Here is a 16,637-nt window from a genome sequence, read left to right as displayed (position 1 = left end):
ACCACCGGGGATGTCGCAGCCTCCCCGTGAAGTGGTGATCCCACGCAAGCGCTGCTCGCTGATGTTTGGAGCGAGCAATGGACGGGATCGCAATCGAACTACCGCTTTTCCTGTTGGCCACCTTTGCCGGCGCATTCGTCGCCGGCCTTTCCGGCTTTGCCTTCGGCCTCGTCGCGGCATCGCTGTGGCTTTACGTGCTGACGCCGCTTCAGAGCGCCAGCCTGATCGTCGGCTTTGGCCTTCTGGTTCAGGGCTACTCGGTCTGGAAGTTGCGCGCGGCGCTCGACTGGCGGCGGCTGTGGCCCTTTATGATCGGTGCCGTCGTGGGCGTGCCGGTCGGCGTGTCACTCCTGACCTCGGCCGATCCCAAGAGCGTCCGCATCGCGGTTGGGGCGATCCTGATCGTCTACAGCCTCTATGCGTTCTTCAAGCCGCAGCTCAAGGTCGCGACAATCGTGCCGCCGGCCGCAGACATGACGATCGGCTTCGTCAACGGTGTGCTTGGTGGCCTGACCGGCCTCGCCGGCATCATCGTTACCATCTGGTGCAATCTGCGCGGCCTGCCCAAGGATGTTCAGCGCGCCACGTTTCAGCCCGTCGCGGTCGTGGTGTTCGCCATTGCGGCGCTCCTGCTGGGCGCCAAAGGTTCGCTCACGCTCGAGACCGCAAAGCTGTTCGCGCTCGGCCTGCCATTTCTCTTTGCAGGAACGTGGCTCGGACTGAAACTGTTCGGCCGCATCGACGAGGCCGCGTTCCGCAAGATCGTGCTCGCGCTGCTGTTCGTCTCGGGCGTCGCGCTGTTGTTCTGAGCCGCGCTCAGAACTCCCCGTGCAGCCGCCCTGAGAACACCGACACCGGGCCGCGATCGGCGTTGTAGGCGGGATTGACGATCAGCTGGTAGTCGGCAGTGAAGGTCAGCGCCTTGTTCAGGGCGTAGGCGTAATAGGTTTCCAGCACGCGTTCGCGGCGGTAGTTGAGCTGGCCGTCGCCGATCAGCGGACCGAGACCGCCGGCGGCGATGAAGTCTCGATGGTCCTGCGAGAGGCCGTTGATCGCGCCGGCAATGGCGACGACGTCGTCGGGCCGGCCCCATTTCGCTCCCTTCACCGAGACGCCGCCGGACAGGCTGCGGTCGATGTCGGTGAAGGCCATGATCTCGTTGCGGCCGTCGTTCCAGCTCCAGCGGCCGAACACGCCGATGTCGTCTGTGATCGCCTGTTCGAGGTTGAGCGCGTAGCCGTATTTGAGACGGCCGCGACGGGTCTGGCTGATGTCGAGGTTGAGCAGGGGATTGTCCAGCGTCTCGCGATAGCTGCCGGAGAAAGCGCTGTTGACGAAGCCGAGTATGCGCAGCTTGCCGGGCTGGCCGAACAGCGAATAGCGCGTCTCGAGCTCCGTGACGTATTCGCCGCGGCGGCCGATATTCGTGTCGAAATTGTTCGAGTTGGACTGGGCATCCATCAAGAAGTAGCCGGCGCGTAGCGCCCATTGCTTCTGATTCAATTCGGCCGTTGCGCCATAGCCGAGGCCGAGCTTGTCGGCGGCGTAGTCGAAGGCGCCGGATGCCCAGATCGACCAGTTCATGAAATCCTTGCGCGGGTCGTGGGCATAGGAATTGCCGTCGAAGACGTCGACCACCGAGAGCTTTCCGACCTGCAAAGTCAGACGCGACACGTCGGCCTTGCCGGCAAGCTGAAACTGGCCGCTGGCAAGCTCCTCCTGCTCGCCGCCGAAGCCGAAGGTGTGGCGCACGAACAGTCGCGAGGCGTTGAAGTGCGGATAGGGAAAGCCGGACTTCTGCGCTTCGCCGTTGGGAAAGCCGGCAGCGCCCGTCGTGTTGTTGAAACCAAAGCCCTGCAGCAGCTCGGGATTGAAGTAGACCTCGCCGCCATCCCACAGCCGCGCATTCAGGTAGAGCGAGTTGCTCCAGGTCTGCTGGAAATCCGGCGACGGGAGCAGGCTGTTCGGTCCGGTATAGGGCGCGTGGAACGCGGGGTAGCCCTGCCCGAGCACGGTCGACTGGCCGTGAATCTCCCAGCGGCTGGACTCGGTGTCCGTCACATCCGACTTCGGGTTGTAGGTCGGCAGGCCCGGCCAGTCGATCTTGCGATTGAGGCCGATCCGCAGGCTCTGGAAATCCATCGAGGACGAATATTGCGCGCCCGAGGGGAAGGTGACGTGGGCGTTCTCGAACTTGCTGTAGAGATATTCCAGCCGAGCGCTCCAGTGCGGCGCGAAGGCATATTCGACGCCGCCGCCGGCGGTCCAGCCGAACCGCGTGTTCAACACCTTCTCCTCAGTGCCGCCTGCAGGTGTCGAGAGGAAGCGCTCGCCGGCAAAAGCGGCGCCGCCGGTCGCGTAGACCAGAAAGGCGCCGGTGGTGTAACCGAGCCGCGCGCGCAGGCTCGCGACATAGTCCCAACGTTCCTCCGCGCTCGACAGCGCGGTCGCAGCCGACGACACCACATGGTTGGAAGGCAGATAGTTGGGAAAGGAGATGTCGCCTTCGACGCCGAGCAGGAAGCCCGAATTGAGCCGCCAATTGTAGCCGGCCTGCACGCCGCCGGTCGCGCCGGTGAAGACGTGATTGTCGGTCGCGACCGTGGGATCGGTCAGCGTGGCCGAGGACGTGCCGCGGGTGAAACCGGTATGTGCACCGATATATAGGCCGGTCCAGTCGTAGATCGCTTTCAGCGCAGGTGCCTTCAGCGGCAGATCGGCCGCGCGGCTGGCGGCGGGAAAAGCCAATACGCCCGAGGCAATCGCCCCGGCCGTCCGCAAATACCTGTAACGGTGACCCTTCAACGTCAAAACGCACGCCCCCAACGCGAATGTGTCCCACCCGCCGCACTATCCCTGCCGATTCGCGGCGACCCTGTCATCAGGATTAGGTGCTCCGCGATCGGACCAGATGATCTCGATTCGGCGCGACTTCTTCCCAAGCCCCTGAACCTGTTGCGAACCTTATTGCGATTAATTCGCAATAGCAACTGGTGCGGATTGCCGCAGGGGATGGATCGCACCGCGATGTGACGGGACTGCAACAAATTCCTGAGGCCCCAAAACAGTTGACCCCGCCCGGGGGGACATCCGGGCGGGGTCGGGGGCACGACACGGGGTGGATGAGGCGCCCGTGTCGGACGCAGGATCCACGTGAGATCGGCCTCAGGGACGCAAAATCAGAAGCAGGTACGAACGCGGCCAACGTACTGGCCGTAGGCGTTGTACTGGGCTGCCCAGCCGCAGCGGTGATAGCCGTTGTAATAGGGGTCGTTGCTGGCGGCGATCGCGGAGCCGACGACGGCGGCGGTGGCGATGCCCAGGCCGACGCCGACGCCCCAGCCGAGCGGCTTGGCTTGCGCCTGCGAGGTGGTGGCCACGACGCTGCCGGTCAAGGTGAGCGCGGTGAGGGCAACTGCGAAAATTCTGGTCTTGAGCGACATGTGAAACTCCATCCGGGTTGAGGCGGTCCGTTGTGGCCCGCGTACCGAGTTGGACGGAGGCTCCGCGCGTCCGGTTCGAATCCGGCAAAAGCGGAGCTCGAGTCTGGATCTTTCCCGAATGATTCCAGGAGGATGAGCGCTAGCCGAGCGGGCCTTTGGCGAGCCTGTTCACGTCGAAGTTATCAACCTCGGCAAGCAGCTCGCAAAAGGCGCGGGCGCCGTGGTCGATCAGCTGCTCGCCCTTCGCGGCAACGGCCAGCGTCGCATTGCCGATAGCGCCGCTTGGGTTGAGATCCTGCGCCTGCCAGGCGAATGGTGCGGGTCGCTGCGTCGATAGCCAGCGATATTGCTGCTCCATCGCGATGCTGTTCGCCGGAAAATCCGCGATCGCTTCAAGGCGCACCCGATCGGGATAGCGCGCCAGCATGATCGAGGTCTCGACCGCGCCGCCGTGAATGCCGTGACGCACTTCGTCGGCCGGGAACAGGCTGTCCGCGCCCGACAGCCGTGACCACGACGTCGTCACCACGAACAGCTTCTGATGCGCGCGAAGATCCTGCGCGATCAGCATCATGGCCGCGCTGTTGCCGCCATGGCTGGTGATGATGACGAGCTTCTTCAATCCGCGGCGCGCGATGTCTTCGCCGATCGCGGTCCATTTTTTCAACGCGATGTCGGTCGGCAGCGTCTGCGTGCCCGGATAGTCGATATGCTCGGTGGAAATCCCGATCGGTTCAACGGGCAGGAAACTGGCCGGAGCGCTCTCGGGCAGGAGCTCGCGCACCCGCGCCAGATAGGCCTCGGCGATCAGCACGTCAGTCTCGAGCGGCAGATGCGGGCCGTGCTGCTCGGTCGCCGCCAGCGGCAGCACTGCGATCCAGCGCGACACCTCGGCGGGGCCGGCATCGGCCCAGCGGATCTCGGTCCAGTCGCGGGAAGGCGTCATCAAGGTTTCTTTGCCCGAATTTGTCACGTAATTTGGGTTATCAGGGGACGCGGGCCAGGCCGGCTCGCGTCCCTGAATGTCTTGCGGTTTTATCGCGTTGCTTGGACATCGGCTAGAAGCGATCGACGGAGTCCCATCATGAGCCCTTCTCATCTGCGGCGAGCCTTAACGGCGGGCTTGATGGCCGCTTTGGTCTCGGTCGTTCCGGCGCGCGCCGAAACCCTGGACAAGGTCATGTTCGGCACCAATTGGGTCGCCGAGGCCGAGCATGGCGGCTTCTTCCAGGCGGTCGCCGACGGCACCTACAAGAAATACGGCCTCGACGTCACCATCGTCCCCGGCGGGCCCAACGAGAACAACCGGATGCTGCTGATCGCCGGCAAGATCGATTTCTTCATGGCCGCGAACACGCTGATGTCGTTCGACGCGGTCGCCAACAACGTCCCGGTCGTCACGATCGCCGCGGTGTTCCAGAAGGATCCGCAGGTGATGCTGACGCAGCCCGATGCCAAGGTCGCCAAGATCGAGGACCTCAAGCCGCTGACGCTGTTCGTCTCCAAGGAGGGAATGACCAGCTATTTCCAGTGGCTGAAATCCGAATACGGTTTCAGCGAGAAGAACGTTCGCCCCTACAATTTCAATCCGCAGCCCTTCATCGCCAATCCCAAGAGCGCGATGCAGGGCTACGTCACCTCCGAGCCCTTCGCGGTCGAGAAGGCCGCCGGCTTCAAGCCCAACGTGCTGCTGCTCGCCGATTACGGCTTCAACACCTATTCGACCCTGATCGAGAGCCGCCGCGACGTGGTCGAGAAGAAGCCCGACCTGGTGCAGCGCTTTGTCGATGCCTCCATGGTCGGCTGGTACAATTACATCTACCGCGACAATTCCGCGGGCAACGCCATGATCAAGAAGCTCAATCCGGAGATGACCGACGAGCTGCTCGCCTATTCCGTCGCCAAGATGAAGGAATATGGCATCGTCGATTCCGGCGATTCGCTGAAGAACGGTATCGGCGCGATGAGCGACGAGCGCTACACCTCCTTCTTCAACAAGATGGTGAAGGCGGGCGTGGTGAAGGCGGACCTCGATTTCCGCAAATCCTATACGCTGCGCTTCGTCAACAAGGGCGTCGGCGCTGAGCTGCGCCCGAGCAAGCCGTAGCGCAAGGCCGATGTCATCAGTCCAAACGTCGGCGGGGGTCGAGGCCGGCCTGACGGCCCTGGCTGTCAGCCTGCGCGGCGTGACGAAGACCTATGACAACGGCGTGCTGGCGCTCGGCCCGCTCGATCTTGCGGTGCGCAAGGGCGAGTTCATCTCGCTGCTGGGCCCCTCAGGCTGCGGCAAATCCACCGCGCTGCGGTTGATTGCCGAGCTCAGCGCGCCGTCGTCCGGAATCGTGAGGCTGGCGCGTCGGGAGGATAAGGCGCAGCCAGGTCATGGCATCGGCTTCGTGTTTCAGGAACCGACCCTGATGCCCTGGACCAGCGTACGCGAGAACGTGCGATTGCCGCTGAAGCTCGCAGGCGTTCCGAAGGCGGAAGCGCGCGCGCGTGCCAACGAGGCGCTGGCAAGCGTCGGGCTTGCCGATTTCGCCGACGCCTTTCCGCGCGAGCTCTCCGGCGGCATGAAGATGCGGGTGTCGCTGGCGCGCGCGCTCGTCACCGACCCAGATATCCTCCTGATGGACGAGCCGTTCGCGGCGCTCGACGAAATCACGCGCTTCCGCCTCAACGACGATCTGCTCGCGCTGTGGCGCAGGCTCGGCAAGACAGTCATCTTCGTCACGCATTCGGTGTTCGAATCCGTCTATCTGTCGCAGCGCGTGGTGGTCATGACGGCGCGGCCGGGCCGCATCCAGGCCGACTTCCGCATCGAGACGGTCGAGCCGCGTGGCGAGGAGTTTCGCACTTCAGTCGCCTATTCCGATTGTTGCCGGAAAGTGTCGGCGGCGCTGGCGCCGTCCTATGCAGGGCAGTCGACGCTATGAACGCGCAAGCTTCCGTCACTGCGAAGCCGTCCGGCGCAAAACGCGCGGTGCGCTTCGTGCTGCCGGTCATCGTGTTCGCGGCGGGACTTCTCGCCTGGGAACTCGTGGTCCGCATCAAGGACATCCCGCCTTACGTGCTGCCGGCGCCCTCCGTCATATTCGTGACACTGATCAAGGACTGGGCGGTGCTGTCGCAATCGCTCGCCGCGACGCTGCTGACCACGCTTGAAGGTTTTGTCGCGGCTAGCGTCGGCGGCATCGCGCTGGCGCTGCTGTTCAACCAGTCCAAATGGGTGGAAGCATCGCTGTTCCCCTATGCCGTGGTGCTTCAGGTCACGCCTGTCATCGCGATCGCGCCGCTGCTGCTGATCTATCTGGAGCAGCAGACCGCGGTCGTGGTCTGCGCCTTCATCGTCGCCTTTTTCCCGGTGCTGTCGAACACCACGCTCGGGCTCAATTCGGTCGATCGCAACCTCGCCGGCCTGTTCCAGCTCTATGGCGCCTCGCCGCAGCAGACCCTGCGCTTTCTCAAGCTGCCGGCGGCGCTGCCTTATATTCTCGGCGGCCTGCGCATTGCCGGCGGCCTGTCGCTGATCGGCGCGGTCGTGGCCGAGATCGCGGCGGGAACGGCCGGCGCCGGCTCCGGGCTCGCCTACAGGATCGCAGAATCAGGCTACCGCTTGAACATACCCCGCATGTTCGCAGCGCTGCTGCTGTTGTCGCTGGCCGGGATTGTCATCTATGGGGTGCTGGCGCTAGTTTCCCACCTCGTTTTACGGCGCTGGCACGAGAGCGCGCTTGGAAAGGACAACTGATGACCACCGGTTCGATTTCGTCCGAAAAGATCGACCTTCTGATTTATGGGCCGGTCCGGCCGATCCTCGAGAACGGGTTTTCCGATCATTTCGTCGTGCACAAGGCGGAGACGCGGGGCGATCTCGAGCGGCTGACGCCGGCAATCCGCGAAAAGATCCGCGGCGTGGCGGTGACCTATCACACCGTGCGCGCCGACAAGAATTCGCTGTCGCAATTGCCCAAGATCGAGATGGTGGCGAGCTTCGGCGTCGGCTACGACCACGTCGATGCCAAATACGCCGCCGAGCACAACATCATCGTCACCAATACGCCCGACGTGCTGACCGAGGAGGTCGCCGACGTCGCGATGGGACTTCTGATCTCCACCGTGCGTGAGTTCATCAAGGCCGACCGTTATGTGCGCTCGGGTCTCTGGCAGACCCAGAACTATCCACTCAGCGTCGGCTCGCTGCGCGATCGCAAGGTCGGCATCGTGGGCATGGGCCGGATCGGACAGGCGATCGCACGCCGGCTCGATGCCTCGCTGGTGCCGGTGGTCTATCACACCCGCAATCCGTCCAAGGACGTCTCCTACAAGCACTACCCGGACCTGATCGAGATGGCGAAGGCCGTGGACACGCTGATGGTGATCGTGCCCGGTGGCGCCAGCACGAACAAGATGATCAATGCCGAGGTGCTGAAGGCGCTCGGCCCGCGCGGTGTGCTGGTCAACGTCGCGCGCGGCTCGGTGATCGACGAACCGGCGCTGGTCCAGGCGCTCAAGTCCGGCACCATCCTTGCCGCCGGTCTCGATGTGTTCGCGGCCGAGCCGAACGTGCCGGACGAGCTCAAGACCATGCAGAACGTGGTGCTGCTGCCGCATATCGGCTCGGCCTCGGTGGTGACGCGCAACGCGATGGATCAGCTCGTGGTCGACAATCTCAAGTCCTGGTTCTCAGGCAAGGCGCCATTGACGCCGGTTGCGGAAACGCCGTTTAGGGCACGCTGATGGGAGGTCTTCGGGTCCTAGCATCTGTGATCGCGGCATGCGTTGCCGCGATCGGCATCGCGCAGGCGCAGGATACGACGACCCTGAAGAAGGAGATGCCCGGGCAGTGGGAGCTCTCGACCACCGAGCGCAGCAAGACCTGCGTCGTCACGCTCAAGGCGGACGCCGCCGCTCAAGGCTTCAAGCTCGAGCTGGAGCCAGCCTGCAAGGCCGCGCTGCCTTTCACCAAGGACATCGTCGCCTGGAGCGTCAGGGGCCTCGACATCGTCCGCCTGCAGGATTCGAGCGGTGAAGCCGTGATCGACTTCACCGAGGTCGAGGCCGGCATCTTCGAAGGCCTGCGGCAGGGCGAGGGCGTCTACATCCTGCAAGACCTCGCCGCCGCCCGCTCGATGGCGAAGTCGATGGACCAGATGATCGGCGACTGGTCGATCGTGCGGGGCAACGGCCAGCCTGTCTGCGGGCTGACGCTGACCAACACGGAAGCCGGGCCGGACAATTTCCAGGTCTTCCTCAAGCCCAAATGCGATGCGGCCATCGCGCAGTTCAACCCGACGCAATGGCGGCTGGAGCGCGGCCAGATCATCCTGCTGTCGAAAGCCGGCGAGGCCTGGCAGTTCGAGGCCGACGACAACGCGCAATGGCGGCGCGTCCCCGATACCGCCGATCCCCTGATCATGCTGCGCCAGTAGCGTTCGCCCGGCCTCGCAATTTTCCCGTTGCTGATGTCGATCCGGCGCCGGCTGGATCGTCATCCCAATAGCGAGCTGATTTCGCGGCCGAACTGGCCGCGTCTCGCCTCAACAGGAGTTTTGCATGCGTTTCATGTACATCGTTACTTCCCCGAAGCCCCTGGCAGGGCCGTCCCCGGCGCTGGCGGAGGCGATGCAAAGGATTTCCGAACGGGAGATCAAGGCCGGCCGGATGCTCGATAATGGCGGCCTGATGCCGCTTGCGACCGGCGCGCGGGTGTATGTCGCAGACGGCGAGCTCAGCGTCATCGACGGCCCGTTCGTGGAGGCCAAGGAGGTGATCGGCGGCTATGCCATTTTCGAATTGCGCGACAAGGACGAGGCCCTGGCGATGGCCAAGGAATTCATGCAGTTGCACCTCGACCACATGCCGGGCTGGGAAGGCACCTGCGAATTGCGGGCATTCGCCACGCCGGGTGTGGACGTGGCCTGTGAGGTCAACGCGCGTGCAGGGGTCGCCGCCCACGCCTGATGGACAACTCCGCTCGTCTCCTTCGGCGGCGATGACGGCCGCCGACACCGACATCGATCGTGTCATCCGCGCCACTTGGCGCGTCGTGCAGCCGCGGCTGATAGCCACGCTGTCGCGGATGCTGCGCGACGTGCCGCTGGCGGAAGAGCTGACCCAGGACGCGCTGGTTGCGGCTCTGGAATCCTGGCCCATCGTCGGCGTGCCCGAAAATCCCGGCGCCTGGCTCATGACCGCTGCCAGGCGCCGCGCGCTTGATCATTTGCGCCGCGGCAAGATGCTCGCGGAGAAGCACGACATGCTGGCGCGGGACATGTTGCAGGAGCAGGCGACCGTGCCGGATTTCGATGCCGCGCTCGACGACGACATCGGCGACGAATTGTTGCGGCTGATCTTCACGGCCTGTCATCCGATCCTGTCGCGCGAGGCCCGCGCGGCGCTGGCGCTACGCATGATCTGCGGCTTGACCACATCGGAGATTGCGCGCGCCTACCTCGTGCCGGAAGCAACGATCTCGCAGCGCATCGTCCGCGCCAAGCGAACGCTGTCGGAATCCGGCCTCGCCTACGAGACCCCGAGCGGCGAAGCTCTGTCGGAGCGTCTCGCCTCGGTGCTGGAGGTTGTCTATCTGATCTTCAACGAGGGCTATCTCGCGGCGCGGGGAGAGGAATGGTTGCGGCCGCAGCTCTGTGACGAGGCGTTGCGCATGGGCCGGGTGCTCGTCGGTCTGGCGCCGGACGAGCCGGAAGTTCACGGCCTCATCGCCCTGATGGACCTGAATGCTTCGCGTGCGCGTGCGCGCACCGATGCGAATGGTGATCCCATTCTGCTGATGGACCAGGATCGCACGCTCTGGGATCAATTGCAGATCCGTCACGGCCTGCGGTCGCTCGAACGTGCCTGCGAGCTCGGCGGCGCCGGAGGATTTTACGCGCTTCAGGCCGCCATCGCGGCGTGTCATGCCACGGCGGCGGATTCTGCTGCAGGCACGGACTGGCGGCGCATCGCGCAGCTCTATGCCGCGTTGGCGCTTCTGGTGCGCTCGCCGGTCATCGAGCTCAATCGCGCGGTCGCGGTCGGCATGGCGGAGGGACCGCAAGCCGGGCTCGACGTGCTGGACGCAATCGCCGTCGAGCCGGCGCTGACGGCCTATCATCATCTACCGGCGGTTCGTGGCGACTTCCTGCAAAAGCTCGGGCATCTCGCAGAGGCGCTGCTGGCGTTCGAGGCTGCCGCGAATCTTGCGACCAATGGGCGTGAGCGCTCGCTGATGCAGCGTCGCGCCGCGGCGCTGCGCGACCAGTGTCTCTAGGTCGTCGGCCTGGGCGGCGGCGCGGTGCCTTGGGCCCACTTCTCCATCTTGCCGAGTATGCCCCAGGCCGTGAGCGCCAGCGAGATCGGCATCGCGAACTGGCCGAGGCCCGGCACCGCCGACACGAGCGTCCCGAGCAACCCGGCAATGCCTCCCGCGTTGGGGCTCGCCGTCACCGACGAGAGCAGCGCCGTGATCAGCGAGCCGCCGATGCCGAGCGCAGTCTTCTTGCCGTCGAGCATCTTGCCGATGGTATCGCCGAGCGCGCCATTGACCTGGCCGAGGACGGGCTTGCCGTCCCGGTTGAGCAAGGTGCCGAGCAGGTCGACGACCTGCTTCAACTGGTCGACGGGAGCGGTGCTGGTCGGGGTGAGGGGGCCTGGCATGGGGGCTGTCTTGTTGACGAGGGAGAAGAGCCGTTCGAACAGGCTGATCGGATCATTGGTGGCGGGCAGTGTATTGCCCGATGTAGTCGTTGCCGGCGTCACACCGCCGACCGGCGGCCGCAGCAATTGCGCGAGGTCCTCGAGCCGCTTCATGATCCGGGACACATCGCCGGTCGGTCCGGTGGGGGCCGACTGCGTCGCGCGCGTGAGGGCGGCGACCGTGGCGCCGTCGAGAAGTCCGGTATCTCTCAGGCCGTTCTGCTGCTGAAATTGCGAGACCGCGGTTCTGGTCTTCGGTCCGCTGATGCCGTCCTCGGCGAGCGGCGGATTGGCGCCGAGCTTGTTGAGCGCCTGCTGCATGAGAACGATCGTCGACGCCGCGTCGTCTTCCGGCTCCGCGCGGCTCGCGAATTGCGGGCTGTCGTCGAGGGTGATCGAGGAATCCAGCGACATCATGGCATGCAGGATTACCGCGGTGCCGAGCTGGGAATCGACGTGGTTCGAATCGAACACGTGATCGCGAACGAATTTGCCGGCCCTTGCCTCGGGCGGGCCATACAGCGTCGAACCGCCATAGAGATAGGGCGAATTGCAGCCCTTGGCGTGATAGCCGAAGCCGTTGAACGCTTCGAGCCGGAACAGAATCCGCGCGATCCCCCAGTCGTGAGCGCCGACGAAATTCTCGATCCTGAAGGCGTCTACGGCGCCGTCCACGAACGTGGCAAACGGACCGCGCCCCTTCGGAACGAGCGCCGTCACGCGATGAAGCGTTTCGCCGTTGCCGAGATAGGTGTCGAAATCGAAATTGGACTCGCGGTAATGGCAGAGGGCAGCGAAATGCCAGGGGACGCCGGTCAACCGTTCGATCTGCTGATAGGTCGCCTTGCCGTTGATGGCCTTGCGCGCGACCGCATTCGCGTCGGACAGGCGCGAAGGCCGGATCTCGAGATTGGACCAATTGCGCTCGTATTCGCTTTTCAAACTCTCGAATGAAATCATTTTCCGCTCCCACAATGAATGAACTATCGCAACTCCGCGTCAGACGAAGTGAACCAGGTGCCGTGATCAGGGCGTGAGGCCAGCGTGATCTCCCGCAAGTCTGGCAGGCCGCCGCGGCGCCGCGTGTGAAGTGGGTTACAACCTCGCCGGGAAATGAGCGGCAGGACCGGGATCAGGGCGGCCGCCCGCGAGGGAACCGGCAGGGCCGCTGCCCCGTTAGCGACGCGAGACAGTCCGGCAAGGAGCCCTGCATGACCACGCGCGTCCTCGCGATCGGCATCGAACCCGGCAATGCGGACTACAGCGCATTCCCGCAGCTCACGCCGGAGCTCGTGCGCAACTATATCGATGCGCAGCTGCTGCGCCTGCGCGATCTCGGTTACGAGGTCACGAGTTGCCTGATCGATCTCGATGCCGCGGCGGAAGCCGCCGTCACGGCGGCGTTGCGCGAGGAGAATTTCGACTGCATCGTGATCGGCGCGGGGCTGCGCGAGCCGAAGGAGCGCCTGCTGCTGTTCGAGAAGGTGCTCAACCTCGTCCACCGCCTGGCGCCGGATGCGGCGATCTGCTTCAACACCACGCCGGCCGACACCGCCGAGGCCGTGCAGCGCTGGGTCGATGCATGAGATGAAGCATCCGGCCGCGCGGCGCACGCGGCATGGCCTGAGCCGCCTTCGAGCCGAGCCTCCGACGCCATCGCGAGACGTGCCGGGTCCCGGCATGGTGATTTTTCTGGTCCGAATCCGGTTGCGGCGCTATGACTCGTCTGACCACAGGGGAGGGCGAGCATGCTTCGAGGTCTTCGCATTGGAAGTTTCGCTATCGCGGCATGTCTGGCGGTCGTAATCGCGATGCCGGCTCATGAGGCGGCGGCGCAGGACGCAATTGGCGGTGCCATCCTCGGCGGCGTCGGTGGAGCGATCGTGGGTGGCGCCATCGGCGGAGGCCGCGGAGCCGCCATCGGCGCTGTCGTCGGTGCCGGCACGGGCGCCGCGATCGCCTCCGAGGGCGAACGCCGCCGCTCCGGCTATTACGCCTATCAGCGCGGCTGCTACATGCAGCGCCGGGACGGCTCCTATGTCCCGGTCGATCCGCGATATTGTTACTAGATCAACCGCATCCCGCGCAAACTCGCATGCCCGCTCTTGCCCACGATGATGTGGTCGTGGACGGCGATGCCGAGCGGCTTGGCGATGTCGATGATCGCCTTGGTCATCTGGATGTCGGCCTGCGAGGGCGAGGGATCGCCTGAGGGGTGGTTGTGCACCAGGATCAGCGCGGTCGCGGATAATTCCAGCGCGCGCTTGATCACCTCGCGCGGATAGACCGGGGTGTGATCGACGGTGCCGGTCTGCTGCACCTCGTCGGCGATGAGCTGGTTGCGCTTGTCGAGGAACAGCAGGCGAAACTGCTCCTTCTCGGCAAACGCCATGCTGGTGCGGCAATAGTCGATCACCTCGTTCCAGGACGACAGCGCGTTGCGGCTGTTGACCCCGCCCTTGGCGACGCGGTGCGCCGCCGCCGCGAGCAGCTTGAGCTGGTGGATCGCGGATTCGCCGACGCCGTCCACCTCGCGCAGGCGCGCCACCGGCGCGTGCACGACCTCGGCAAACGAGCCAAAGGTCTTGATCAGCGACTTCGCCAGCGGCTTGGTGTCACGCCGCGGCAGTGCCGGAAACAGCGCCATCTCCAGCAGCTCGTAGTCGCTGAGCGCGTCCGCACCCGCGCTGTAGAAGCGCTCGCGCAGCCGTTCGCGATGGCCGAGATAGTGCGGCGGCGCGTGCTCCGGCTTGCTCTTGTCATGGTCGGTCTTGGCGGGCATCGGCCGCCAGCATTGCTGCGGGTAATCGTTTTTGCAACCGTCAATTGCGCCTGCGGCGCGCTGGTCCCGACAGCTGACCCAGAAGATGGTGGCTCAGCCTATCGGCTTCTTGGCGCTGTGCGCCGGCGGGGACACCGTAATCGCCACGACGCCGACAAGAATGAGCGCCATGCCGGCAAGGCTGGACCAGGTGAAGTGCTCGCCGAGCCATACGGTGCCGAGCGCCACGGCAAAGCCCGCACGCAGGTAGCTCCCACTGGTCGTGCCAAGCGGGCCGAGCATGCGGATCAAGCGGAAGTAGATCACCATCGCAAGGGCCGTACAGACAATCGCGAGCGTGATGACCGCTGCGATCGCGCTCGCGGGCGGTGGCGGGAGGGTCCAGGGCCGTTCGATGGCGGTGGCCGCGGGCAGCATCAGCGCTGCGGCGCAACTCATGGCGCCGGCCGCGGTGACGATTGCGGGCAGGCCCGAGAAGCGTTGTCCCCATATCGGTGCGAGCGCGTAGCAGAGGCTCGCGCACAGCACGGCCGCCTGCGCCAGCGGTGCCGTCGTGCCGATCCCCGAGAGCGCGTCGGCGCCCATGGTTAGGGCAACGCCCGCAAGCCCGAGCGCGATGCCGATGATCTTCCGGCTACTCATGGCTTGCCGCCCCGGCCCGGTCATCAACGCGATCGCGAGCACGAACATCGGCGGGGTCGCATTGAGCACACCGGCGAGACCGCTTGCGATATGCATCTCGCCCCAACTGATCAGCGTGAACGGCAAGGCGCTTTGCAGCAGCCCTTGCACGAAGAAAGCCGCCCATACCGATCCACGGCCGGGAAGGGCGTGTCCCTGCGCGCGAGCGACCGCAATCAGGAGAATGGCCGCGATCGTCACACGCGCGGCAACCATCGTGAAGGGCGGGATCGTCGGGACCGCGATCTTGATCAGCGTGAACGAACTGCCCCAGATCAGCGAGAGCAGCAGCAGAAGCCCGATATCGAGCGCGAGAGTGGTTTGTTCTGCCGTGTGTTGCGCCTGCGGGCTCATGCGAATCTGCTCCGGGATAGACCGGCACCATGATCCGGCGCGGCGGCGCAGGCTGGCTGGATTCGGACCTCATCGCCCGACCGAGTCCGATTTCGGCTACTCGGCGTGCAGCGCGGGCATTATTGTCGCGCAATGGCGACAGGTTCGGAACATCGGCAGACGCTGCCACCGCATCTCGACTGGGACACTTGCGATCGCGCGCGCCTCGCGCGTGCGCGCGCATTCGATGGCCTGTTCTTTTCGGGTGTTCGCTCGACGCGGATCTACTGCCGGCCGGTCTGCCCGGTTCGCCCCGCGCGCTCGGAGAACGTCACCTTCTATCCGACCGCCGCCGCCGCCGAACGTGCCGGCTTTCGCCCGTGTCTGCGCTGCCGGCCGGAAACCGCGCCGGGGTCGCCGGCCTGGATGGGAACGGCGAGCACCGTTGCGCGCGGGATGCGCCTGATCAATGAAGGTTTCCTGGATCGTGCATCCATGGCGGAGCTTGCAGAAGCCCTTGGCGTCGGGCCGCGCCATCTGCTCCGCCTGTTCATGCGCCATGCCGGGGCGAGCCCGAGCGAGATCGCGGCGACGCGGCGCGTGCAGGAAGCCAAGCGCCTGATCGACCACACCAGCATGACATTGGCGGAGATCGCCTTCGCCGCAGGCTTCGGCAGCGTTCGCAGATTCAACGATGCCTTTGCCGCGACCTACAAGCGGCGACCGTCGTCGTTCCGACGGCCGCGATAAGCGCGCGGTGGGATCACCCGATCTGCTTCTCGCCGTGCCGCTCCGACAGCGTGAAAATCTCGACGCCGGTGGCGGTAACGCCCACCGAATGCTCGAACTGCGCCGACAGCGAGCGGTCACGGGTCACGGCGGTCCAGCCGTCGGAGAGGATCTTCACATGCGGCTTGCCGAGATTGATCATCGGCTCGATGGTGAAGAACATGCCGGGCTTGAGCTGCACGCCTTCGCCGGGCCGGCCGATATGGATGATGTTCGGCTCGTCGTGGAACATGCGCCCGAGGCCATGGCCGCAGAAATCGCGCACCACGCTCATGGCCTGCGGCTCGACGAAACTCTGGATGGCGTGGCCGATGTCGCCTGTGGTGGCGCCGGGCTTCACCGCCGCGATGCCGCGCATCATCGCCTCATAAGTCACCTCGATCAGCCGCTCCGCCTTGCGCGCGATCGGGCCGACCGCATACATCCGGCTGGAATCGCCGTACCAGCCGTCGACGATGAAGGTGACGTCGATGTTGACGATGTCGCCCTCTTTCAGCGGACGGTCGCCGGGCATGCCGTGGCAGACCACGTGGTTGAGCGAGGTGCAGGTCGAATAGCGGTAGCCGCGATACATCAGCGTCGCCGGATAGGCATTGTTGCTGAAGGCGAAGTCGCGGACGAACTGGTCGATGCGCTCGGTCGGAACGCCGGGCCCGACGATGTCGGTGAGATCGTCGAGACACTTCGCCACCAGCGCGCCCGCCTTGCGCATGCCGGCAAAGGCGCTTGGCCCATGCAGCTTGATCTGTCCGGTCTTGCGCAGGGAGGTATCGGAGGCTTCGACGTAGCTCATGCGGGCGCAATCTTCTGAGGTGGGCTCGATATCGGCGGAAAGGCTTGATTTCGCGCCCCAATTTAATGATTGCGCGCCTTCATGCAAGTCAGGCCTGCCTGCCTTGCGCCCCTAAGCTGGC

Annotated in this window: 18 protein-coding genes; 11 read left to right on the top strand and 7 right to left on the bottom strand. The window is 65.0% G+C overall.

Annotated elements, in window-relative coordinates:
- Positions 1-77 precede the first annotated feature (77 nt).
- Positions 78-809 carry a sulfite exporter TauE/SafE family protein gene (locus tag ABIB91_RS15845; RefSeq protein ID WP_354162353.1) on the top strand — a complete coding sequence of 244 codons (732 nt, stop codon included), beginning with the start codon at positions 78-80 and terminating at the stop codon, positions 807-809.
- Positions 810-816: 7 nt separating this feature from the next.
- On the opposite strand, the gene ABIB91_RS15840 is transcribed toward ABIB91_RS15845, so the two are convergent.
- The 3 genes from ABIB91_RS15840 to ABIB91_RS15830 form a co-directional block, all read right to left on the bottom strand.
- Positions 817-2,781: a carbohydrate porin gene (locus tag ABIB91_RS15840; RefSeq protein WP_354162762.1), complete on the bottom strand. Its 1,965-nt coding sequence runs from the start codon at positions 2,779-2,781 to the stop codon at positions 817-819.
- Positions 2,782-3,179: 398 nt separating this feature from the next.
- A complete protein-coding gene (locus ABIB91_RS15835) occupies positions 3,180-3,443 on the bottom strand; it encodes a hypothetical protein (protein ID WP_354162356.1) in 264 nt (87 codons plus the stop codon).
- A 139-nt stretch (positions 3,444-3,582) separates the two neighbouring features.
- The gene (locus ABIB91_RS15830) at positions 3,583-4,389 is read right to left on the bottom strand and encodes a creatininase family protein (RefSeq protein WP_354162359.1); all 807 of its coding nucleotides are present in this window, start codon (positions 4,387-4,389) and stop codon (positions 3,583-3,585) included.
- A 138-nt stretch (positions 4,390-4,527) separates the two neighbouring features.
- Between ABIB91_RS15830 and ABIB91_RS15825 the strand changes: the two genes are divergently transcribed.
- The 7 genes from ABIB91_RS15825 to ABIB91_RS15795 all read left to right on the top strand — a co-directional run bounded on the left by ABIB91_RS15825 (position 4,528) and on the right by ABIB91_RS15795 (position 10,713).
- On the top strand, positions 4,528-5,550 hold the full coding sequence (locus ABIB91_RS15825; RefSeq protein WP_027565862.1) for an ABC transporter substrate-binding protein: 1,023 nt from the start codon (positions 4,528-4,530) through the stop codon (positions 5,548-5,550).
- A gap of 10 nt (positions 5,551-5,560) precedes the next feature.
- Complete coding sequence (locus ABIB91_RS15820) at positions 5,561-6,376, top strand: ABC transporter ATP-binding protein (protein WP_354162363.1); 816 nt, start codon at positions 5,561-5,563, stop codon at positions 6,374-6,376.
- Complete coding sequence (locus tag ABIB91_RS15815; protein ID WP_354162366.1) at positions 6,373-7,191, top strand: ABC transporter permease; 819 nt, start codon at positions 6,373-6,375, stop codon at positions 7,189-7,191. Before ABIB91_RS15820 ends, ABIB91_RS15815 begins: the two co-directional genes overlap by 4 nt.
- A complete protein-coding gene (locus tag ABIB91_RS15810) occupies positions 7,191-8,180 on the top strand; it encodes a 2-hydroxyacid dehydrogenase (protein WP_354162369.1) in 990 nt (329 codons plus the stop codon). The genes ABIB91_RS15815 and ABIB91_RS15810 overlap by 1 nt, the downstream gene beginning before the upstream one ends.
- A complete protein-coding gene (locus ABIB91_RS15805; RefSeq protein WP_354162371.1) occupies positions 8,180-8,872 on the top strand; it encodes an AprI/Inh family metalloprotease inhibitor in 693 nt (230 codons plus the stop codon). Before ABIB91_RS15810 ends, ABIB91_RS15805 begins: the two co-directional genes overlap by 1 nt.
- Before the next feature lie 124 nt (positions 8,873-8,996).
- Positions 8,997-9,404: a YciI family protein gene (locus tag ABIB91_RS15800; RefSeq protein ID WP_007597797.1), complete on the top strand. Its 408-nt coding sequence runs from the start codon at positions 8,997-8,999 to the stop codon at positions 9,402-9,404.
- A gap of 31 nt (positions 9,405-9,435) precedes the next feature.
- Positions 9,436-10,713 (top strand): RNA polymerase sigma factor, encoded by a 1,278-nt coding sequence (locus ABIB91_RS15795; RefSeq protein WP_007597796.1) that lies wholly within the window; start codon positions 9,436-9,438, stop codon positions 10,711-10,713.
- Here the strand turns inward: ABIB91_RS15795 and ABIB91_RS15790 are convergent.
- Positions 10,710-12,098 (bottom strand): peptidoglycan-binding protein, encoded by a 1,389-nt coding sequence (locus tag ABIB91_RS15790; RefSeq protein ID WP_007597795.1) that lies wholly within the window; start codon positions 12,096-12,098, stop codon positions 10,710-10,712. The genes ABIB91_RS15795 and ABIB91_RS15790 overlap by 4 nt on opposite strands.
- A gap of 251 nt (positions 12,099-12,349) precedes the next feature.
- Between ABIB91_RS15790 and ABIB91_RS15785 the strand changes: the two genes are divergently transcribed.
- Together ABIB91_RS15785 and ABIB91_RS15780 are read left to right on the top strand one after the other, a co-directional pair.
- Positions 12,350-12,724: a hypothetical protein gene (locus ABIB91_RS15785; RefSeq protein WP_219679124.1), complete on the top strand. Its 375-nt coding sequence runs from the start codon at positions 12,350-12,352 to the stop codon at positions 12,722-12,724.
- A 162-nt stretch (positions 12,725-12,886) separates the two neighbouring features.
- Entirely contained in the window at positions 12,887-13,207 is a 321-nt protein-coding gene (locus ABIB91_RS15780) for a YMGG-like glycine zipper-containing protein (RefSeq protein WP_007597793.1), read from the top strand.
- Here ABIB91_RS15780 and radC read toward each other — a convergent pair.
- Positions 13,204-13,920 (bottom strand): RadC family protein, encoded by a 717-nt coding sequence (radC, locus tag ABIB91_RS15775; RefSeq protein WP_354162376.1) that lies wholly within the window; start codon positions 13,918-13,920, stop codon positions 13,204-13,206. The genes ABIB91_RS15780 and radC overlap by 4 nt on opposite strands.
- A 93-nt stretch (positions 13,921-14,013) precedes the next feature.
- Complete coding sequence (locus ABIB91_RS15770) at positions 14,014-14,955, bottom strand: DMT family transporter (RefSeq protein WP_354162379.1); 942 nt, start codon at positions 14,953-14,955, stop codon at positions 14,014-14,016.
- A gap of 132 nt (positions 14,956-15,087) precedes the next feature.
- Between ABIB91_RS15770 and ABIB91_RS15765 the strand changes: the two genes are divergently transcribed.
- Complete coding sequence (locus ABIB91_RS15765) at positions 15,088-15,684, top strand: bifunctional transcriptional activator/DNA repair enzyme AdaA (protein WP_354162382.1); 597 nt, start codon at positions 15,088-15,090, stop codon at positions 15,682-15,684.
- 13 nt (positions 15,685-15,697) lie between these two features.
- Here ABIB91_RS15765 and map read toward each other — a convergent pair whose 3' ends face one another.
- Entirely contained in the window at positions 15,698-16,516 is an 819-nt protein-coding gene (gene map, locus ABIB91_RS15760; protein WP_354162385.1) for a type I methionyl aminopeptidase, read from the bottom strand.
- Positions 16,517-16,637 lie beyond the last annotated feature (121 nt).

This window comes from Bradyrhizobium sp. JR4.3, assembly GCF_040547695.1.
GTDB classification, from domain to species: domain Bacteria; phylum Pseudomonadota; class Alphaproteobacteria; order Rhizobiales; family Xanthobacteraceae; genus Bradyrhizobium; species Bradyrhizobium canariense.
This window is presented reverse-complemented; position numbering and strand designations above follow the sequence as displayed.

Excerpts from the sequence above, each read along its gene's own strand:
- ABIB91_RS15845 (WP_354162353.1), top strand. The coding sequence starts at position 78 with ATGGACGGGATCGCAATCGAACTACCGCTTTTCCTGTTGGCCACCTTT.
- ABIB91_RS15835 (WP_354162356.1), bottom strand. The coding sequence starts at position 3,443 with ATGTCGCTCAAGACCAGAATTTTCGCAGTTGCCCTCACCGCGCTCACC.
- ABIB91_RS15830 (WP_354162359.1), bottom strand. The coding sequence starts at position 4,389 with ATGACGCCTTCCCGCGACTGGACCGAGATCCGCTGGGCCGATGCCGGC.
- ABIB91_RS15825 (WP_027565862.1), top strand. The coding sequence starts at position 4,528 with ATGAGCCCTTCTCATCTGCGGCGAGCCTTAACGGCGGGCTTGATGGCC.
- ABIB91_RS15820 (WP_354162363.1), top strand. The coding sequence starts at position 5,561 with ATGTCATCAGTCCAAACGTCGGCGGGGGTCGAGGCCGGCCTGACGGCC.
- ABIB91_RS15815 (WP_354162366.1), top strand. The coding sequence starts at position 6,373 with ATGAACGCGCAAGCTTCCGTCACTGCGAAGCCGTCCGGCGCAAAACGC.
- ABIB91_RS15810 (WP_354162369.1), top strand. The coding sequence starts at position 7,191 with ATGACCACCGGTTCGATTTCGTCCGAAAAGATCGACCTTCTGATTTAT.
- ABIB91_RS15805 (WP_354162371.1), top strand. The coding sequence starts at position 8,180 with ATGGGAGGTCTTCGGGTCCTAGCATCTGTGATCGCGGCATGCGTTGCC.
- ABIB91_RS15800 (WP_007597797.1), top strand. The coding sequence starts at position 8,997 with ATGCGTTTCATGTACATCGTTACTTCCCCGAAGCCCCTGGCAGGGCCG.
- ABIB91_RS15795 (WP_007597796.1), top strand. The coding sequence starts at position 9,436 with ATGACGGCCGCCGACACCGACATCGATCGTGTCATCCGCGCCACTTGG.
- ABIB91_RS15790 (WP_007597795.1), bottom strand. The coding sequence starts at position 12,098 with ATGATTTCATTCGAGAGTTTGAAAAGCGAATACGAGCGCAATTGGTCC.
- ABIB91_RS15785 (WP_219679124.1), top strand. The coding sequence starts at position 12,350 with ATGACCACGCGCGTCCTCGCGATCGGCATCGAACCCGGCAATGCGGAC.
- ABIB91_RS15780 (WP_007597793.1), top strand. The coding sequence starts at position 12,887 with ATGCTTCGAGGTCTTCGCATTGGAAGTTTCGCTATCGCGGCATGTCTG.
- radC (WP_354162376.1), bottom strand. The coding sequence starts at position 13,920 with ATGCCCGCCAAGACCGACCATGACAAGAGCAAGCCGGAGCACGCGCCG.
- ABIB91_RS15770 (WP_354162379.1), bottom strand. The coding sequence starts at position 14,955 with ATGAGCCCGCAGGCGCAACACACGGCAGAACAAACCACTCTCGCGCTC.
- ABIB91_RS15765 (WP_354162382.1), top strand. The coding sequence starts at position 15,088 with ATGGCGACAGGTTCGGAACATCGGCAGACGCTGCCACCGCATCTCGAC.
- map (WP_354162385.1), bottom strand. The coding sequence starts at position 16,516 with ATGAGCTACGTCGAAGCCTCCGATACCTCCCTGCGCAAGACCGGACAG.